At 73.1% G+C, this 16592-nt stretch carries 17 protein-coding genes; 6 read left to right on the plus strand and 11 right to left on the minus strand.

Annotation, left to right across the window (positions count from 1 at the left end):
• The first annotated feature begins 54 nt into the window (after positions 1–54).
• Complete coding sequence (locus ACIRJT_RS05955) at positions 55–516, plus strand: universal stress protein (protein ID WP_403905060.1); 462 nt, start codon at positions 55–57, stop codon at positions 514–516.
• A gap of 7 nt (positions 517–523) precedes the next feature.
• Here the strand turns inward: ACIRJT_RS05955 and ACIRJT_RS05960 are convergent, their stop codons facing one another.
• Entirely contained in the window at positions 524–1723 is a 1200-nt protein-coding gene (locus tag ACIRJT_RS05960) for a CapA family protein (protein ID WP_403905063.1), read from the minus strand.
• A 268-nt stretch (positions 1724–1991) separates the two neighbouring features.
• On the opposite strand from ACIRJT_RS05960, the gene ACIRJT_RS05965 reads away from it, so the two are divergent.
• Entirely contained in the window at positions 1992–2564 is a 573-nt protein-coding gene (locus tag ACIRJT_RS05965; protein ID WP_403905066.1) for a sigma-70 family RNA polymerase sigma factor, read from the plus strand.
• Here ACIRJT_RS05965 and ACIRJT_RS05970 read toward each other — a convergent pair.
• Positions 2498–2695, minus strand: coding sequence for a zf-HC2 domain-containing protein (locus ACIRJT_RS05970; RefSeq protein WP_403905069.1), 198 nt, complete (start codon positions 2693–2695; stop codon positions 2498–2500). The genes ACIRJT_RS05965 and ACIRJT_RS05970 overlap by 67 nt on opposite strands.
• 112 nt (positions 2696–2807) lie before the next feature.
• Between ACIRJT_RS05970 and ACIRJT_RS05975 the strand changes: the two genes are divergently transcribed.
• On the plus strand, positions 2808–3323 hold the full coding sequence (locus ACIRJT_RS05975) for a hypothetical protein (protein WP_403905072.1): 516 nt from the start codon (positions 2808–2810) through the stop codon (positions 3321–3323).
• 8 nt (positions 3324–3331) lie between these two features.
• Here the strand turns inward: ACIRJT_RS05975 and ACIRJT_RS05980 are convergent, their stop codons facing one another.
• The 8 genes from ACIRJT_RS05980 to ACIRJT_RS06015 all read right to left on the minus strand — a co-directional run bounded on the left by ACIRJT_RS05980 (position 3332) and on the right by ACIRJT_RS06015 (position 13113).
• Entirely contained in the window at positions 3332–4522 is a 1191-nt protein-coding gene (locus ACIRJT_RS05980) for a sensor histidine kinase (RefSeq protein ID WP_403905075.1), read from the minus strand.
• A complete protein-coding gene (locus ACIRJT_RS05985; RefSeq protein ID WP_403905077.1) occupies positions 4519–6024 on the minus strand; it encodes a cation acetate symporter in 1506 nt (501 codons plus the stop codon). Before ACIRJT_RS05985 ends, ACIRJT_RS05980 begins: the two co-directional genes overlap by 4 nt.
• Positions 6021–6383, minus strand: coding sequence for a hypothetical protein (locus ACIRJT_RS05990; protein WP_047180039.1), 363 nt, complete (start codon positions 6381–6383; stop codon positions 6021–6023). The genes ACIRJT_RS05985 and ACIRJT_RS05990 overlap by 4 nt, the downstream gene beginning before the upstream one ends.
• Before the next feature lie 86 nt (positions 6384–6469).
• Entirely contained in the window at positions 6470–7222 is a 753-nt protein-coding gene (locus ACIRJT_RS05995) for a LytR/AlgR family response regulator transcription factor (RefSeq protein ID WP_403905079.1), read from the minus strand.
• A gap of 159 nt (positions 7223–7381) precedes the next feature.
• Positions 7382–8242: an Fpg/Nei family DNA glycosylase gene (locus ACIRJT_RS06000; RefSeq protein ID WP_403905081.1), complete on the minus strand. Its 861-nt coding sequence runs from the start codon at positions 8240–8242 to the stop codon at positions 7382–7384.
• 36 nt (positions 8243–8278) lie between these two features.
• Positions 8279–9646, minus strand: coding sequence for a wax ester/triacylglycerol synthase family O-acyltransferase (locus ACIRJT_RS06005; RefSeq protein ID WP_403905084.1), 1368 nt, complete (start codon positions 9644–9646; stop codon positions 8279–8281).
• Between the two features lie 124 nt (positions 9647–9770).
• Positions 9771–11834 (minus strand): SpoIIE family protein phosphatase, encoded by a 2064-nt coding sequence (locus tag ACIRJT_RS06010; protein ID WP_403905087.1) that lies wholly within the window; start codon positions 11832–11834, stop codon positions 9771–9773.
• A gap of 124 nt (positions 11835–11958) precedes the next feature.
• On the minus strand, positions 11959–13113 hold the full coding sequence (locus tag ACIRJT_RS06015; RefSeq protein WP_403905089.1) for a DUF6777 domain-containing protein: 1155 nt from the start codon (positions 13111–13113) through the stop codon (positions 11959–11961).
• A gap of 166 nt (positions 13114–13279) precedes the next feature.
• On the opposite strand from ACIRJT_RS06015, the gene ACIRJT_RS06020 reads away from it, so the two are divergent.
• From ACIRJT_RS06020 to ACIRJT_RS06030, 3 genes are read left to right on the plus strand one after another with little or no spacing between them, the layout of a single operon-like run.
• Complete coding sequence (locus tag ACIRJT_RS06020) at positions 13280–14128, plus strand: YndJ family protein (protein WP_403905092.1); 849 nt, start codon at positions 13280–13282, stop codon at positions 14126–14128.
• A complete protein-coding gene (locus ACIRJT_RS06025) occupies positions 14125–14637 on the plus strand; it encodes a DUF1990 family protein (RefSeq protein ID WP_403905095.1) in 513 nt (170 codons plus the stop codon). The genes ACIRJT_RS06020 and ACIRJT_RS06025 overlap by 4 nt, the downstream gene beginning before the upstream one ends.
• A gap of 57 nt (positions 14638–14694) precedes the next feature.
• Positions 14695–16149, plus strand: coding sequence for a lipase maturation factor family protein (locus tag ACIRJT_RS06030; RefSeq protein WP_403905097.1), 1455 nt, complete (start codon positions 14695–14697; stop codon positions 16147–16149).
• Between the two features lie 4 nt (positions 16150–16153).
• Here ACIRJT_RS06030 and ACIRJT_RS06035 read toward each other — a convergent pair whose 3' ends face one another.
• Complete coding sequence (locus tag ACIRJT_RS06035) at positions 16154–16330, minus strand: hypothetical protein (protein ID WP_158000642.1); 177 nt, start codon at positions 16328–16330, stop codon at positions 16154–16156.
• Between the last annotated feature and the right edge of the window lie 262 nt (positions 16331–16592).

The raw sequence follows: 16592 nt of genomic DNA on the forward strand, positions 1-16592 counted from the left end.
TGCGGTCGGCGGCCCGGAACCTCCCCTCCGGAAGGAGCCGATAGCCTCGGAGCCGTGACAGAGCAGCAGCCTCATCGGTTCGAACGCGGCACGGACGGCCCCAAGGTGATCGTCGCGGGGCTCGACGGCTCCGATTCGTCGATGCGCGCGGCGGCCTACGCCGCCGGACTGGCCCGTCGGCAGAACGCCGTGCTGGCCCTGGTGTACGTCCAGCCCGTCCTGACGGCGGGCGCGGCGCTGGGCGTGCCGGTGGGCGACACCACGGGCGAGGTCGCGGAGGACCTGGTCTCCGAGATCCGCGCGGCGACCGAGCGCTTCGGCGACGCGTGGGACATGCGCTGGGAGTTCCACACCTTCCGGGGCGACCCCTACAACGGGCTGGTGACGGCGGCCGACGAGCTGAAGGCGGACGCGGTGGTGGTCGGGGCGTCGGAGTCGGCCGGGCACCGCTTCGTCGGCTCGGTGGCCGTGCGCCTGGTGAAGGCGGGGCGCTGGCCGGTCACCGTGGTGCCCTAGGGAGCGTTCACTTGCCCATGAGGAGCCCGTCTCCCTCCGCTCCCCGACCGAGGACGACGGCGCGGATGCGATCGCGGACCTCACGGAGGTGCTCTGCTCCGTCGTCGAGGGAGGCGTTGAGGTTGACGGCGCGTCCGGTGACGGTGTCGTACCACTGCGGGACGAACTCGGCCTTCTTCACCGTCCAGCGCCCGCCGGGTTTCGCGGGCGGCGCGAAGGTGAAGCGGCCCATCGAGCTCTGGTTGCCGCGCGGGTCCTGGACGCCCTCGTAGTTGATCATCGCTCCGGCGATCTGGTCGCCCATGCCGTAGACGACCCAGGTGCCGTTGACCTTCTCGTACGCCTGCGGCACATGGGCGTGTGTGCCGGCGAGCAGATCGATGTCGGGGCGGCCGCCGTCGGCGGACGCGGTGAGCCGCTCGGCCAGCTCCAGCTGCCGGGCGTCGGGCTCGTCCTGCCATTCGGTGCCCCAGTGGATGGAGAGGACGACGACATCGGCGCCGGCCCGCCGGGCCGCCCTGGCCTCCTCGATGATGCTGCGCTCGTCGGTCACGTTGACCGTCCAGGGTCGGTCGGCGGGCACCGGGATGTCGTTGGTGCCGTAGGTGTACGCGAGGTGGGCGACCTTGGCCGCGCCCTTCCCCGGCCCGGCGGGCAGGATGGTGGGCCGGGCGGCCTCGGCGGCGGTGCGGGCGGAGCCGGCGTGCCGGATGCCGGCCTCGTCGAGCGCGCCGAGCGTGCGCGCGACCCCCTCGGCCCCGTCGTCGAGGGTGTGGTTGGAGGCGGTGGAGCAGGAGTCGAACCCGGTGGTGCGCAGGGCCGCGGCGACCTCGGGCGGCGACTTGAAGCTCGGGTAGCCGGTGTAGGGGCCGCCCTCCTCGCCGTACACCGTCTCCATGTGGCAGAACGCCAGGTCCGCGCCGGAGACGACCGGGGCGACGCCCGCCAGCATCGGGGCGAAGTCGTAGCCGGCGCCGCCCGCGTCGGCGGCGGCCCGGTCGATCACGGAGGAGTGCGGCAGGACGTCGCCCGCGGCGAGAAGCGTGAACGGGCGGGGCCCGTCGGCGTCCTGGCCGCCGGCGCCCCGGGCGGCGGCGGGGTGTCCGCTCGGCGCGGGGGCCGTGGGCTGCTGCCCGGTGCAGCCGGTGGCCACGGCGAGCAGGAGGGCGATGGCCGCCACGGTGCCCGGTCGGATGCGCTGCGTCATCTGCTCGACTCCATGTTCGGATGATTACGACCATCCGACTACACAGATCTTCATACCGGATAAGCAAGAAGCATTGCCGCATACCTAGCTGAACTGGTCGTACCGGCCGACCCCGACGGCCCCTCGACCGCTCACCGCACCATTCGCCGCACTGAGCGACCGCTCGTCGCACGCCTCGGCGCACCGCCTGTTCCCGCGCCGCCGAATGCGTTCGTATACGCCAAGTCGGCAACGAGGCCGCCAGGGGCCGCGGCGGGAGAGGGCGTTCATGAAGACCACCACGACGACCGACGAGCGGACCCTCGCCGAGTTGCAGAGGGAACACGGCCCCGCGCTGTTCCACTTCCTCCTCGGCCTGACCTTCGGGGACCGGCAGCGGGCCGAGGACCTGGTGCAGGAGACCCTGGTACGCGCCTGGCAGCATCCCGAGGCCTTCGACGCGCCCTACGACTCGATGCGGCCGTGGCTGTTCACCGTGGGCCGCCGCCTCGCCATCGACGCGCGGCGCTCCCGGCAGGCCCGCCCGGTCGAGGTCAGCGACACCGTGCTGGAGAGCACCCCGGACGCCCTGGACACCGCGGACTGCGCCGTCCGCGCCCTGGACGTCCGCGAGGCGGTCCGCACGCTCAGCCCCGAGCACCGCGCCGTCCTGGTGCAGATCTACTTCCGCGGGCTGAGCGTCGGCGAGACGGCCGAGGCGCTCGGCATCCCCGCCGGGACCGTCAAGTCCCGCTCGTACTACGCCCTGCGGGTCCTCGCGCGGACGCTGCCCGGCTACTCACGCAGGTCCTCCGCCCGGAGCAGCGCCAGCAGGGCGGAGGCCTCGGCCACCTCCACGTAGATCCGGGCGCACGCGTCGCACCCCCGGAGGTGGCGGGCGACCCTGCGGGTCTCCTCGGCGTCCAGGGCCTCCAGGACATAGGCGCCCAGCAGCAGGCGCATATGCGGGTCGTCGCCGGGGTCGACACTCATTCACTGCCTCGCATCTCCTGGGCGATCCTCCCCTTCTGCCCACGCGGGGCGCCCGCCCCCGGTTCAATGCTGCGTGAAGCCCGGCACCGAGCAAGGAAAGAGGCGAGACGGGATGCGTCCCGAGGATACGGATGGGACCGGTGGGAACGGTCTCCGGGTACCGATGACCTGGCTGTCCACCGAGTACCTCGCCGACGACCTGTTACGGACCGGCGATCTGATGGAGCCGACGACCCTGGAGTTCCGGGCGGGGCGCGAAGCCTTCGCGCTGACGATGTTCCTGTGCGGAATCCCCCATGACGCCGCCGCTCCCCGGCCGCTGCCCGAACCGCGGGTCGACGAGCTGCGGACGCTCACGGCGTACGGGTGCGCCTGGCGTGCCTGGATCTGCGAGCGGCTGGCGGAGGCGGGACGGAGTACCGAGCCCGGCGACCCCGATCTGTCGCTGGCGCGGGCGGCCTGGCGGTGGCTGGAGGAGACCGAACTGCTCGCGGCGGACCTGGACGCGATCGGTCCACCACCGTGGGACGCCCCGGCCGACCGGGCGGGCGATCAGGAGGTCCGTGTCTGGACGCCCGCCTGGCAGTTGGGACTGCCGCTGGTACACCTGGCCGTCCATCTGTGCTGAGCCCTGCTTCACGAACCGTGCACCCCGGCACGGTACTTGGGCAGCCGCAGCGTGATCTTCATCCCGGCCCCGACACCTGTCTCGATGACCAGGCCGTAGTCGTCGCCGTAGACCTGGCGCAGCCGCTCGTCCACGTTGAGCAGCCCGATGCCGGTGGAGGCGCCGCCCTCGCCTCGCAGGATCTGCCGCAGCCGCTCGGGGTCCATGCCGGTCCCGTCGTCCTCGACGACCACCTCGGCCTCCGAGCCGGCGTCCAGGGCGCTGATGCTGATACGGCTGCGGGTGACCGCTCCTTCGAGGCCGTGCTTGACGGCGTTCTCGACCAGCGGCTGGAGGCACAGGAACGGCAGCGCGACCGGCAGCACCTCGGGGGCGACCTGGAGGGTCACGGAGAGGCGTTCACCGAACCGGGCGCGGACGAGGGCCAGATACTGGTCGATGGAGTGCAGTTCGTCCGCGAGGGTGGTGAACTCCCCGTGCCTGCGGAACGAGTAGCGGGTGAAGTCGGCGAATTCCAGCAGCAGTTCGCGAGCCTGTTCGGGGTCGGTCCGGACGAACGAGGCGATGGCGGCCAGTGAGTTGAAGATGAAGTGCGGGGAGATCTGCGCCCGCAGGGCCTTGATCTCGGCCTCGATGAGCTGGGTGCGGGAGCGGTCCAGCTCGGCCAGCTCCAACTGGACGCAGACCCAGCGCGCCACCTCCCCCGCGGCCCGGGCCAGCACCGCCGATTCGCGCGGGGCGTAGGCGACGAGCGCGCCCAGGACCCGGTTCTCGACGGTGAGAGGGACGGCGACAGCCCAGCGCAACGGGCAGTCGAGGTCGGCGCAGCCGCTGTCGAAGGCGGTGCGGCGGCCGTCGTCCAGCAGCACCCTCAGGTGCTCCATGACGTCCTTGCCGTGGTGGTGCCCGGCGCCGTCCCAGACCAGCACCCGGTCCCGGTCGGTAAGGCAGAGGGCGTCGGTGCCGAGGAGGGAGCGCAGCCGACGGGCGGCGCGCCGGGCGCTCTCCTCGGTGAGGCCGGCCCGCAGCGGCGGGGCGGCCAGCGACGCGGTGTGCAGGGTCTCGAACGTGGCGTGCTCGACGGGCGTGCCGACATCGCTGGGGCGCAGCGGCCGGGCGGTGCGGCGGCCCAGCAGATACCCGGCGCCCAGCAGCAGCGCGGCCGTCACGACGAGAACGGCGATCGTGGCCCCGGTCATCGTTCCCGTCCCGCGGCGGAGCGCGGCGAGGAGAGTGCCTCGGGGAGGTGGAAGCGGGTCATGGCGGCGTTGGTGCCCGGGGGTATCCGCCCCGGTGTGGCGAGCGAGACGAGGATCATCGCGAGGAACCCCACGGGGACGGACCAGACGGCGGGCCAGGCGAGCAGGGCGTGCGGCCAGCCCGGCGGGCGTACGGCTCCGCTGACGGTGATGGCCACCGCGAGGAGAGCGGAGCCGCCGCCCAGCAGGAGCCCCGCGACGGCCCCGGGCGGGGTGAGCCGCCGCCACCAGATGCCGAGGACGAGCAGCGGGCAGAAGGAGGAGGCGGAGACGGCGAAGGCCATGCCGACCGCGTCGGCCACCGGCACTCGGCTCACCAGCAGGGAACCGGCGAGCGGCACGGCGATGGCGAGGACGGTGGCGAGCCGGAAGTGGCGTACCCCGCGGGAGGGCAGGACGTCCTGGGTGATGACTCCGGCGACGGCCATGGTGAGCCCGGACGCGGTGGACAGGAACGCGGCGAACGCCCCGCCTGCGATCAGGGCCCCGAGGAGATCGCCGCCGAGCCCGCCGATGAGCCGGGCGGGCAGCAGCAGGACGGCGGCGTCCGCGTCTCCCCCGTACCGCAGTTCGGGCGTGTAGAGCCGGCCGAGCGCGCCGTAGATCGGCGGGAGCAGGTAGAAGAGTCCGACCAGGGCGAGGACGGCGACGGTGGTGCGGCGGGCGTCGCGGCCGTTGGGGCTGGTGTAGAAGCGGACGACGACGTGCGGCAGGCCCATGGTGCCGAGGAAGGTCGCCACGATCAGCCCGTAGGTGGCGTACAGCGGATGGTCGGCGCGGAAGACGGCGAGCTGGTCGTCGAAGCTGACCCGGGGCCGGCCGTCGCCCTGCCAGGCGAGGACCAGGAAGAGGGCGGGGACCAGGAGGGCGGTGAGCTTCAGCCAGTACTGGAAGACCTGGACGAAGGTGATGGAGCGCATGCCGCCCGCGGCGACGGCGGCGGTCACGACCGTGGCGACGAGGACGTCGCCGAGCCAGCCGGGGGCGCCCGTGAGGATCTTGAGGGTGAGTCCGGCGCCCTGGAGCTGCGGCACGAGGTAGAGCCAGCCCGCGCCGACGACGAGCGCGCTGACCAGTCTGCGGACCTTCCGTGATTCGAGCCGCCCCTCCGCGAAGTCCGGCAGGGTGTACGCCCCCGAGCGGCGCAGCGGGGCGGCGACGAAGACCAGGAGCACCAGGTATCCGGCGGTGTAGCCGACCGGATACCAGAGCATGTCGGGGCCGTGGACGAGGACGAGCCCGGCGACGCCGAGGAAGGAGGCGGCGGAGAGGTATTCGCCGCTGATCGCGGCGGCGTTGAGGCGGGGCCGCACGGTGCGCGAGGCGACGTAGAAGTCGGAGGTCGTCCGGGAGATGCGCAGGCCGAAGCCGCCGACGAGGACGGTGGCGAGGACGACGAGGGCGACCGCCACCCAGGACGCCGTGTGGTCGGGGGTGCTCACGGGGCGGGGCGGCCCTCCACCAGCCGGGCGAAGTCGCGTTCGTTGCGCTCGGCCCTGCGGACGTACCACCAGGCGGCCAGGGTGAGCGGCGGGTAGGTGGCGAAGCCGAGCACCGCCCAGACCAGGGCGGAGCTGTTCAGCGCGGCGAAGAGGAGCGGCAGGGTGCCCGCGACGAGGGCGAGGACGCCGAAGACGGTGAGCCCGGCGCGCAGTTGGCCGCGCATCAGCGATCGCACATAGGCGCCGCCGAGTGCGGTCTGCTCGTCGATCTCCGACTGGGTGCGGTAACGGGGCAGCGGGCGCACCCGCCGCGGCTCCCCCGTGACCACTTCGCGCCGGGGCGATGGCTCTGCGGACATGGGCTCGGAGTCTAGGCGTCGGCGGGCCGTGCTGGGAAGGGTTCGGAGAAGGACTCCCCAGGTCAGCGGCGGCCTCACGGCTGTGGTCAGCGGCCGCCCTGGCGCATCAGGAGATCGCGCAGGGCGCGGGTGTGGCGGCGGCTGACGGCCAGCTCCGCCGCCCCGATGCGCACGCTCATACTGCCCGCGTCCAGGCGCAGCTCGTCGATCCGGCCGAGTGCCACGAGGTGGCGGCGGTGGATCCGGACGAAGCCCCGGGAGCGCCAGCGCTCCTCCAGGGTGGTGAGCGGGATGCGGACGAGGTGGCTGCCGGTGGCGGTGTGCAGACGGGCGTAGTCGCCCTGCGCCTCGGCGTACGCGATCTCGTCGATGGGGATGAAGCGGATGACGCCGCCCAGTTCGACCGGGATCTGGTCGCCCGCGCTGTCGTGGACGGGTGCGGACCGGTCCCCCACCTGCTCGGCGACCCGGCGGACGGCCTCGGCGAGGCGTTCGCGGCGGACCGGTTTCAGGACGTAGTCGACGGCCTTGAGGTCGAAGGCGTGGACGGCGAAGCCCTCGTGCGCGGTGACGAAGACGATGAGCGGGGGCGCGGCGAATCCGGCGAGGAGCTGGGCGACGTCGAGTCCGGTGAGACCGGCCATGTGGATGTCGAGGAAGACCACGTCGATCGCGGACGGGTCGTCGGGGCCCGCGTCCACCGCGCCGCCGATGCGGCGCAGTGCCTCGGTCGCGCCGGTGGCGCCCTCGGCGCTGCGGACACGGGGGTCGGCGCGCAGGAGGTAGAGAAGTTCCTCCAGGGCGGGTTGTTCGTCGTCGACGGCGAGTACGCGCAGCATGAGGCCGGAGTTTAGGGGGTACGGAGGGCGATGGCTCGGGTGATGCGTGGCTTGTTCCCGTACCGCAGTGCAGCGGACGACCGAACCCCGGTCCGAGTGCGGCCCTGGCAGGAGGCCCGACGGCGGGTGGTCCCGCACCGGGGCCGGAGCCGCGACATCTCACTTCAGGAACTTCGAGAGCCTCCGGTCGGCCAGTGGTCTGCCGCCGGTCTGGCAGGTGGGGCAGTACTGGAGCGAGGAGTCGCTGAAGGAGACCTCCAGGATGGTGTCCCCGCAGACCGGACAGGCCTCTCCGGTACGCCCGTGGACCCGCATCCCGGTCTTCTTCTCGGCCTTGAGCTTTCCCGCCTCCACCCCGCCGGAGCGGGCGACGGCGTCCTGGAGCGTGGTACGCAGGGCGGTGTACAGGCGGGTGACGTCGTTCTCGTCGAGGTCGGCGGTCCGTTTGAACGGGGACATCTTCGCGACGTGCAGGATCTCGTCGCTGTAGGCGTTGCCGATGCCCGCGATGAGCGACTGGTCGCGCAACGCGCCCTTGATCTGGCGGCGCTCCCCGGCGAGCAGCGCGGCGAACGCGTCGCGGTCGAAGGCGTCGGCGAGGGGGTCCGGGCCGAGGCGGGCGATTCCGGGGACGTCCAGGGGGTCGTGGACGAGGTGGACCGAGAGGCGCTTCCTGGTGCCCATCTCGGTGAGGTCGAAGCCGTCGCCGTCGACGGTCACCAGGCGCAGGGCGAGGGGTCCTTTGCCGGGTCGGGGCGGAGCGGCCGGGAAGGAGTCCTTCCAGCGGAGCCAGCCGGCCCGGGCGAGGTGGGTGCACAGGTGGAGCCCGCCCGCCTCGATGTCGAGGAACTTGCCGCGCCGGGCGACCGAGGTGACGGCCGTGCCCTCCAGGGCGGTCAGCGGCGGGTCGTACGTCTTCAGGACGCTGATCGCCAGCGGGAGGACGCGGACGATCTCCTTGCCGACGAGGTGGTCGTCGAGGAAGACCCGCAGGGCTTCGACTTCGGGCAGTTCGGGCATGGTTCCAGAGTGCCGCAGCCGGTGGGCGGCTGCCTGTCAGGACACCGGAGCGCGGTCCGTGCCGGTGATGACGGCGTACAGCTCCGTGAACTCCTCCTCGACCGCGGCGGCGAGCCGGTCGAGGTCGGGCAGCGCCTTGCCGTCGGCCACCAGCCCCACGTGCACCCGTCCGCCGTAGGTGGTCAGGGCCACCGCCAGGGACTGGCCCCGGGCCAGCGGCGCCAGGGGATAGAGGGCGGTCAGCGGGCATCCGCCCAGCGAAAGCGCGGAGCGGGGCAGCGGCACGCTGGTGACCAGCACGTCGAACAGCACGCGGGCGGCGTTGGCGGCCAGCGGCGCGCCGAACCGGTGGGCCAGCGGCGGCAGTTGGTCGGCCAGTACGGCGACGGCCCCCGCACCCTTCAGAGGGCCGGCCGCCTTGTTGCGGTCCATCGCCGTCCGGACCGCCCGGAGCCGCTCGCGCGGGTCGGCCGCGGTGACCGGCAGGGCGAGCAGATAGGCGGAGAGCCGGTTGCCGGTGGCGGAGGCGCCACCGGGCCGGCGGCGGGAGACGGGGACCAGGGCGCGCGGGTCGGCGACGGGCAACTGCTCGCCGCGCCCGGCCATCCAGCGTCGCAGCGCCCCGGCGACGACGGCGAGGAGGACGTCGTTGGCGGTGCCGCCCTCGGCCCGCCGGATCCGCTGGAGGTCCCCGGCGTCGAGGTCGGCGGTGGCCAGACGGCGGGTGCCGCTGGAGGGCGCGGTGAAGGCGGTCGTGGCGCGCAGGTCGAGGCGGCCGGCGCGGACGACGGAGGCCCCCACGCCGAGCGCCCGGCCGACCTCGCCGATCCGGCCGAGGGCCGTGCCCGCCATTTCCCGGGGGTCGGGCAGCCAGGAGCGGGGCGGGACGGCGGGACGGCCCCGGACAGCGGTGCGGGCGCTGGTGACGGCGGCGATCTCGTCGAAGATCCCGGCCCCGATGGCGACCGCCCGCATCCCGTCGGCCAGGGCGTGGTGCAGTTTGACCAGGACGGCGAAGGGTGTGCCCGCCGCGCCGCCGATGAGGTACATCCGCCAGGGTGGCAGGCCGCGCCCGAGTGGCCGCTCCATCAGTTCGCCGGCCAGTCGGCCGGCGCCGGCCATGAAGTCGTCGTCGTCCACGACGACGTGGCTGACGTGCCGGTGCACGTCGAAGTCCTTGTCCACCGTCCAGGCCTTGCCGCCGACCGGCAGCAGGACGTCCCGTACGCACATGCGCAGCCGGGGGATCGCGGCGGCACGGGTTCCGAGCAGGTCGAGGATCCTCCCCGGAGCGGCGCCGGGCGCCGGTGCGAACACGGCGAGCGCGCCGAGGTGCATCGGATGGGCGTCCGATTCGAGGTGCCAGAAAGCGAGATCGAGCGGGGCGAGGAGCTCGGTACCCAACGGGGGCCTCATGTCGTCGATGGCGGCAGGGCCGGGGTGCGGCCGGTCTCCCGCAGTCAATCCTTAGCGGTCGATAACGGTCAAGCACAGACATGTTACGTACTGTTACGCCACTGTGCGGAGTTCAGCGGGCCGGAATGAGGAACTCGCACCACACGCATTTGCCGCTGCCCCGGGATTCCACGCCCCAGACGTCGGCCAGTCGGTCGACCAGCATCAGGCCGCGCCCCGACACTCCCGACTCCCCCGCGTCGCGGCGTCGGGGCAGTGCGCTGGAACGGTCCTCGACGTCGACGCGCAGCCGTCGCTCGGTTCCGGCGAGCACCCGGATCGTCACGACGGCGCCGCCGTCGGTGTGCATGAGCGCGTTGGTGATCAGCTCGTCGGCCGCGAGCTCGATCTCGTCGGCCCGGTCCTTCGCTCCCCAGGCCCGGACCGCGGCCCGGATCATGTGCCGGGACGAACTCAGCGCCTCGGGGTCGTTCTGGGCGACGTGCTGCTGGAGCCGGCCGCCCGGCTGCGGGGCGTGCGCGGCCCTGCGGCGGAGCAGCAGGACCGCGACGTCGTCCTGGCCTCCGCGCTCGTCGACGGCGTCGCAGAGCTGGTCGGCCAGCTTCTGGAGGTCCTGGGGGCCGTTGGTGACGAGGCCGGTGAGCAGTTGCATGCCTTCGTCGAGGTCGGAGCCGGGCAGCTCGACGAGACCGTCGGTGAACAGGATCATCGTCTGGCCGGGGTCCAGCTCGACCGTGCCGACCGGGTACTCCAGCCGGCCGAACTCCGCCGAGAGGCCGAGCGGCAGGCCGCCCTCGGACGGCATCCTGCGGCAGCTCCCGTCCACGTCCCGCACCAGCGGGTCGACGTGTCCGGCGCGGACCAACTGGACGACGCCGGTGGTGAGGTCGACCTCGGCGTAGGTGCAGGTGGCGAAGCGGTCGGTGTCCAGCTCGTGGAGGAAGACGGAGGCGCGCGCCATGACCGTGGCGGGGCTGTGCCCCTCGGCGGCGTACGCGCGCAGGACGATCCTGAGCTGCCCCATGACGGCGGCGGCGTGCGTGTCGTGCCCCTGCACGTCCCCGATGACGGCGCCGACCCGGCCGCCGGGCAGCGGGATCAGGTCGTACCAGTCGCCGCCGATGTCACGGCCGAGGCGGGCCGAGCGGTAGCGGACGGCGACCTGCGCCCCGGGCACGGCCGGGATCCTGCGCGGCAGCATCGCCTGCTGGAGACCCTCGGCGAGGTCGTGCTCCTGTTCGTAGAGCATCGCACGCTGGAGGCTCTGGGCGATCGAGGTGCCGAGGGCCATCAGCAGATTGCGCTCGTCGGCGGTGAAGCCCCCCTTGTCCCGGTAGAGGAGGCCGAGTGCGCCGATCGGGCGGGCCTGGGCGATCAGCGGCATGTAGGCGGCGGAGGTGATCCCGAGGTGGCTGATGTCGGGCCACAGGATCGGGTAGGAGGCGGCGAAGTCGTCGGCGGACTCGATGAAACGGGGGGCCAGGGTGCGCACCACTTCGCTCATCGGGTACTGCTCGTCCACGCGGGTGTACCGGGTGCCGGGGACGTACGCGCCCTCGGGGCCGTCGGCCACCAGGTGGATGCGGCCGGACTCCAGCAGGCCCACGACGAGGCTGGTGGCCCCGAGGTGGGCGAGCCCCTGGGAGTTCTTGAGGACGGCGATGACGTCCTTGACCGTACGGGCGTGGGCGAGCGCGGCGGTGGTGCCCTCGACCAGGCTGGTGCGCCGGCGGCGCTCCTGGTCCAGCTCGCGCCGGGCGGTGGAGTCGGCCAGTTCCTGGGTGGCGTCGCGGACGATTCCGATGATGCGGTGCGGGCGGCCGGTGCCGTCCCGGCGGACGAAGCCCTGGGTGTGGGTCCAGCGCAGCGTGCCGTCCCGCCGCAGGATGCGGAAGTACGCGCCGTAGTCGCTGCGCCCGCTCTTCAGGGCCTGCGAGACCATCCCGTCCAGACGCTGGGCCTCGTCCGTCGGCACGCGCGGCGCCAGCGAGGCGGGCCGGTCGTCGTACTCGTCCGCGGTCAGGTCGAACACGTCGAGTGCCGCCCGGTCCATGTGCATGAGGCCGGTGTCGAGATCCCAGTCGAAGCTGCCCATACGGTTCAGGGCGAGGCTGAGGTCCGGGTGGGCGGGCCAGTCGTCGGGGAGTGACAGGGCACCCGCTACCCGATCATCCATGTGGGCCACTCTGCCACCATTTATCCGATTCCTCTTGTCCGATTCCTTGATCGGACCGCAGGGCGCCGGGCCGGCGCCCTGCGGATTCCACCGTGGTGCGAGAGCCCCCGGCTCCCGGGTCCGGTCAGCCGGCGAACACGTCGTCGAGGCCCGCTTCCATGGGCTCGTCCGGCCCGGTGGGGCTGTCCGGCCCGGAGGGGTCATCGGGTCCGGTGGGGTCACCGGGCCCGGTGGGCTCGTCCGGCTCCGCGGGGAAGACCTGGGTCGGCTCCGGTGCGATGTCCGGGTCACCCTCCTCCTCGTACTCCCACGGCCCCTCCGGCGGGGTGTCGCCGAAGTCGTCGGACGGCTCCGGAGGGCCGGGGTCGGTGGGCCCCTCCGGCTCAGAGGGGCCGGAGGGAGTCGGGTCGGACGGTGCGGGATCCGGGGGTGCGGATTCGGAGGGGCGGCCCGGCGACGGGAAGAGCAGGTCGGCGTCGGGCTCGAACGGCGGCGGGTCGTCCGGGGTACGGTCACGGCCGCCGCTGTCGCCCACGGCCCGCTCGATCCAGCTGTTGTCGTCGACGTTCACGATGATCAGGCTGGTGGCCGCCTTGACGCCCGGCTCGACGGCCACGATGCGCGCGGGGTCGTAGCCGGGCCAGCGCTCCCCCCGGTGGGCGACCTTCCCGTCGGCGACCACGGGCGGGCCCAGCGGGTTGCCGCAGACGCAGCGGACGCGGGGCATCCCCCGGCTGTCGACCAGGACGGCGGTGCCCGCCTGGAGCACGGCCTGGAAGGCGGTGGCCGAGCCGGCGCTGTAACCGTGATTGGCGACCTGCGCGTCGGCGCGCAGGACCACCGGGGTGAGGGACTTCAGGTAGCCCGGGATCTGCACGGCCTCGATGCCGGACGCGTCGGCGAAGGCACGCGCCTTGCCCTCGTCGTCGGCCAGGAGAGAGGCCTGCCGTTCGACGTCGCAGGCGGCGACCGACCGGGTGCCGCCGTAGAGCCCGGGGACGGCGCCGGAGATCGGATGGACCGTCCGGGTGGCGGAGGTCGGTTCGGCGTCCGGCGCTCCGGTGGAGGACGGGGAGGCCGCCGTCCGCGCCGTGGAGGCGGTGAACGGACCGGGGCCGGGAGACGCGAGCGACTGGAGGAGGACGTCCTTGGCCTCCGCGGTGCCCGTGGTGCCCTTCGCCGTACGGTCACCGCCTTCGCCGCAGCCGGATACGGCGAACAGCGCCCCGGCGGACAGCGCGGCGAGCGCGGTACGCCGGATACGTCCTGGTGAGCGCACAGAGCTCTCCTGCCTGTCCCTGGGGAACGGATGGGTGTCACCATCTGTGCCGCACCGAACACGGTCCCGCAAGCGGACACCCACCCACCGACCCCGTCTTGAACGCGTTCAATGAACCCTCTATTCTCACTCTCGGAACTTGAACGCGTTCAATACAAGGGGAGCCGTGTCCGCACTGGTCAACGCCGTCGTGATGCTGGGCATGCTCGTCGTCGTGCCGGCGGGGCTGCGGCTGACCGGACAGCGGGAGCTGGACCGGATCCGGCGGCTCTGGCCCCTGTTCGCCGCGCCGGGCGCGGTCGCCCTCTGGCTGCCGCGGTCCACCGCGGCCACGGCGCTCGCCTGCTGCTACGCACTGGGAGCCGCCCTGCTCGCCCTGCACGCCCCGCGCCGGGCGGCCCGCGGCAGGGACCTCGACCCGGCGGGGATCGCGCTGGTCACCCCGGCCGTCGCCGCCATCGCCCTGGTCGCCGAACGGTCGGGGCACGAGCTGTTCGGGTTCGGCCTCGGCATCCTCGCGCTGACCGTGCCGCACTTCCACTTCGCCGGGTTCGCCGCCGCCCTGATCGCCGGACTGGTCTGCCGGGTCTCGGACGGTCCGGCGGGCCGCTTCGCCGCGCTGAGCGTGCCGCTGGGTACCCTGTTCGTCCTCGTCGGGTACTTCATCGGTGACTGGGCCGAACTCGCCGGGGCCCTCGTCCTCACCGCCGGCATGTGGACGGTCGGCCTGCTGACCTGGCGCATGGGGCGCGCCGACGGCCGGGACCGGACGACGCGGATCCTGCTGCTCGCCTCCGCCGCCGTCCTGGTGGCGACGATGCTGCTGGCGCTGAGCTGGGCGCTCGGCGAGGCGACCGGACTACCCCACCCCACCCTGACCTGGATGGCCGCCACCCATGGGCTGGGCAACGCGCTGGGCTTCGCGCTCTGCTCGCTGCTGGCCTTCCGGCGCATCCGCACCGAGGAACCCCACCGCACCCAGGGACCCGACCGCACCGGAGGCAGGACCGCATGAGCACGCTCACCTACCCGGAGGTCGGCGCGACCCGCCTCGGCCCGCTCCCTCGTGGCTACCACCACCTCCACCACCGCACCCGGATCGGCCGGGGCGCGGCGGACTTCTCGGCCGCCGGGGCGGCGGTGACCGAGTGGCGGATGCACCGCGCCTCGGGCGCTCGGGTGGAGGCCCCGGCGCGGCGCGCGGAGCCGGGCGGCAGCGTCCGGGTCTCCCTGGGCCTCGGGCCGCTGCGCTTCACGGCGCCCTGCGAGGTGATCTGGACGGCGTACGAGGAGGACGGCCGCACCGGCTTCGGCTACGGCACCCTCGCCGGGCATCCGGAACGCGGCGAGGAGTGCTTCGTGGTGGATCTCGCGGACGACGGCGCCGTGTGGTTCACGGTGCTGGCGTTCTCGCGCCCCGCGTCCTGGTACGCCCGGCTCGCCGGACCGCTGGTGCCGCTCGTACAGCACTGGTACGCCCGCAGACTCGGCCGTACGCTGCGCCGGATCGTCGCCGCGAGCTGACCCGCCCCGCCACGACCGGGAGGGCCCGGGGCCGCACCCTGGCCGATACTGGCAGGAATGGAATGGTTCACCGCGGACGGCTACTGGCTCAGCCGGCTGATCTTCCAGCGGGCTCTGGCGGTGGTCTATCTGGTCGCCTTCCTCTCCGCCGCGCTCCAGTTCCGGGCGCTGATCGGCGAGCGCGGCATGCTGCCCGTTCCCGAGCTGCTGCGGCGCACGCCCTGGCAGGCCGCCCCGGGGCTCTTCCGGCTGCACTACTCGGACCGCTTCTTCGCCGTCGTCGCCTGGAGCGGCTGCGCCGTCTCGGTGGCCCTGATCGCCGGTCTCGACGGCCTGCTGCCGCTGTGGGGCGGCATGCTGCTCTGGGCACTGCCGTGGGTGCTGTACCTGTCGATCGTCCAGGTCGGACAGGTCTGGTACGGGTTCGGCTGGGAGTCGCTGCTGCTGGAGACGGGGTTCCTGGCGGTCTTCCTCGGCACCGGGGACACGGCCGCGCCGGTGCTGGTGCTGTGGCTGCTGCGGTGGCTGCTGTTCCGCGTGGAGTTCGGCGCGGGGCTGATCAAGATGCGCGGTGACGCGTGCTGGCGGGAGCTGACGTGCCTGGACTTCCACCACGAGACCCAGCCGATGCCAGGGCCGCTGAGCTGGTTCTTCCACCATCTGCCCGGACCCGTGCACCGGATCGAGACGGCCGCCAACCACCTCACCCAGTTGCTGGTGCCCTTCCTGCTGTTCACCCCGCGACCGGTGGCGAGCGCGGCTGCCGGTCTGATGGTCCTCACCCAGCTCTGGCTGGTCCTGTCGGGGAACTTCGCGTGGCTGAACTGGCTCACCATCGCGCTGGCGCTCTCCGCGATCGACTGGACTCCCGTGGCCGGGCCGCCACCGGAGCAGGCCGCCCCGCCCCTCTGGTACGAGGTGGTCGTCATCGCGGTCACCGCGCTGGTGCTGGTGCTCAGCTACCGCCCGGCGCGCAATCTGCTCTCGCGACGGCAGGCGATGAACCGGTCCTACGATCCGCTGCACCTGGTCAACACCTACGGGGCGTTCGGCTCCATCAGCCGGATACGGCTGGAGGTCGTGGTGGAGGGCAGCGCCGATCCGGTGGCGCACGAGGGAACCGAGTGGCGGGAGTACGGCTTCCGCGGCAAGCCGGGCGATCCGCGCCGCATGCCGGGCCTGTATGCCCCGTACCATCTGCGGCTCGACTGGATGATGTGGTTCGCGGCGCTCTCCCCCGCGTACGCCCGCTCCTGGTTCGGGCCCTTCGCCGAGCGGCTGCTCGACGGTGACCGGGACACGCTCCGGCTGCTCGGCCGCAACCCGTTCCCCGACGGGCCGCCCCGGCAGGTGCGCGCCCGGGTGTTCCACTACCGGTTCACCGGACTCCGGGAGCTGCGGGCCACCGGATGCTGGTGGCGCCGCACCTACGTCCGGGAATTCCTGCGGCCCGTCTCCCGGCCGCTGCCGCCGGAGCGGGAGGGCGGGGAGACGGGCCGCGGAACGCGCTGAGCGGTCAGTCGATGCCGGGCAGGATGTGCGGCTCGGCGAGGTCGTCCTCGTACCCGGCGAGCCGGATCGGGGCGGATCTGGCCCAGACCTCGATGTTCCGCAGCTTCTCGGGGCGGCCGGGCCGGCCCGTGTTCCGTTCGGCGGGGCGCATTTCGCGCTCGGTCAGTTCCGGTGTCGTCACCGCGCACTCCTTCGTGTCGCGTCGCCCGGGGCTCGCCGTCGCTCCGGCGGCGATGCCGGGGCGCGACCGCCCCGCGCGGGGCAGGGGTTGGGATATGTCGGTCGCGGTGGCGCCGGTTCGGGGCGGAACAGCGGCCGGGTTACCGACCATGTCCCAGGACGGTCGGGGAACCTTCGTGGGCTCCTCGATGGCGTCCGTTCGCCTCAGCGTAACCAAATGAGCGCCGCTGCGCTCGATAGAACGTGTGCGGTAGGTCACTTTC

The sequence above is a fragment of the Streptomyces sp. NPDC102283 genome (genome assembly GCF_044766265.1).
Lineage (GTDB): Bacteria > Actinomycetota > Actinomycetes > Streptomycetales > Streptomycetaceae > Streptomyces.

Bases quoted from the DNA above. Each gene is read 5' to 3' on its own strand.
- ACIRJT_RS05960 (WP_403905063.1), bottom strand. From the start codon at position 1,723: ATGACGCAGCGCATCCGACCGGGCACCGTGGCGGCCATCGCCCTCCTG.
- ACIRJT_RS05965 (WP_403905066.1), top strand. From the start codon at position 1,992: ATGAAGACCACCACGACGACCGACGAGCGGACCCTCGCCGAGTTGCAG.
- ACIRJT_RS05970 (WP_403905069.1), bottom strand. From the start codon at position 2,695: ATGAGTGTCGACCCCGGCGACGACCCGCATATGCGCCTGCTGCTGGGC.
- ACIRJT_RS05975 (WP_403905072.1), top strand. From the start codon at position 2,808: ATGCGTCCCGAGGATACGGATGGGACCGGTGGGAACGGTCTCCGGGTA.
- ACIRJT_RS05980 (WP_403905075.1), bottom strand. From the start codon at position 4,522: ATGACCGGGGCCACGATCGCCGTTCTCGTCGTGACGGCCGCGCTGCTG.
- ACIRJT_RS05990 (WP_047180039.1), bottom strand. From the start codon at position 6,383: ATGTCCGCAGAGCCATCGCCCCGGCGCGAAGTGGTCACGGGGGAGCCG.
- ACIRJT_RS05995 (WP_403905079.1), bottom strand. From the start codon at position 7,222: ATGCTGCGCGTACTCGCCGTCGACGACGAACAACCCGCCCTGGAGGAA.
- ACIRJT_RS06000 (WP_403905081.1), bottom strand. From the start codon at position 8,242: ATGCCCGAACTGCCCGAAGTCGAAGCCCTGCGGGTCTTCCTCGACGAC.
- ACIRJT_RS06010 (WP_403905087.1), bottom strand. From the start codon at position 11,834: ATGGATGATCGGGTAGCGGGTGCCCTGTCACTCCCCGACGACTGGCCC.
- ACIRJT_RS06025 (WP_403905095.1), top strand. From the start codon at position 14,125: ATGAGCACGCTCACCTACCCGGAGGTCGGCGCGACCCGCCTCGGCCCG.
- ACIRJT_RS06030 (WP_403905097.1), top strand. From the start codon at position 14,695: ATGGAATGGTTCACCGCGGACGGCTACTGGCTCAGCCGGCTGATCTTC.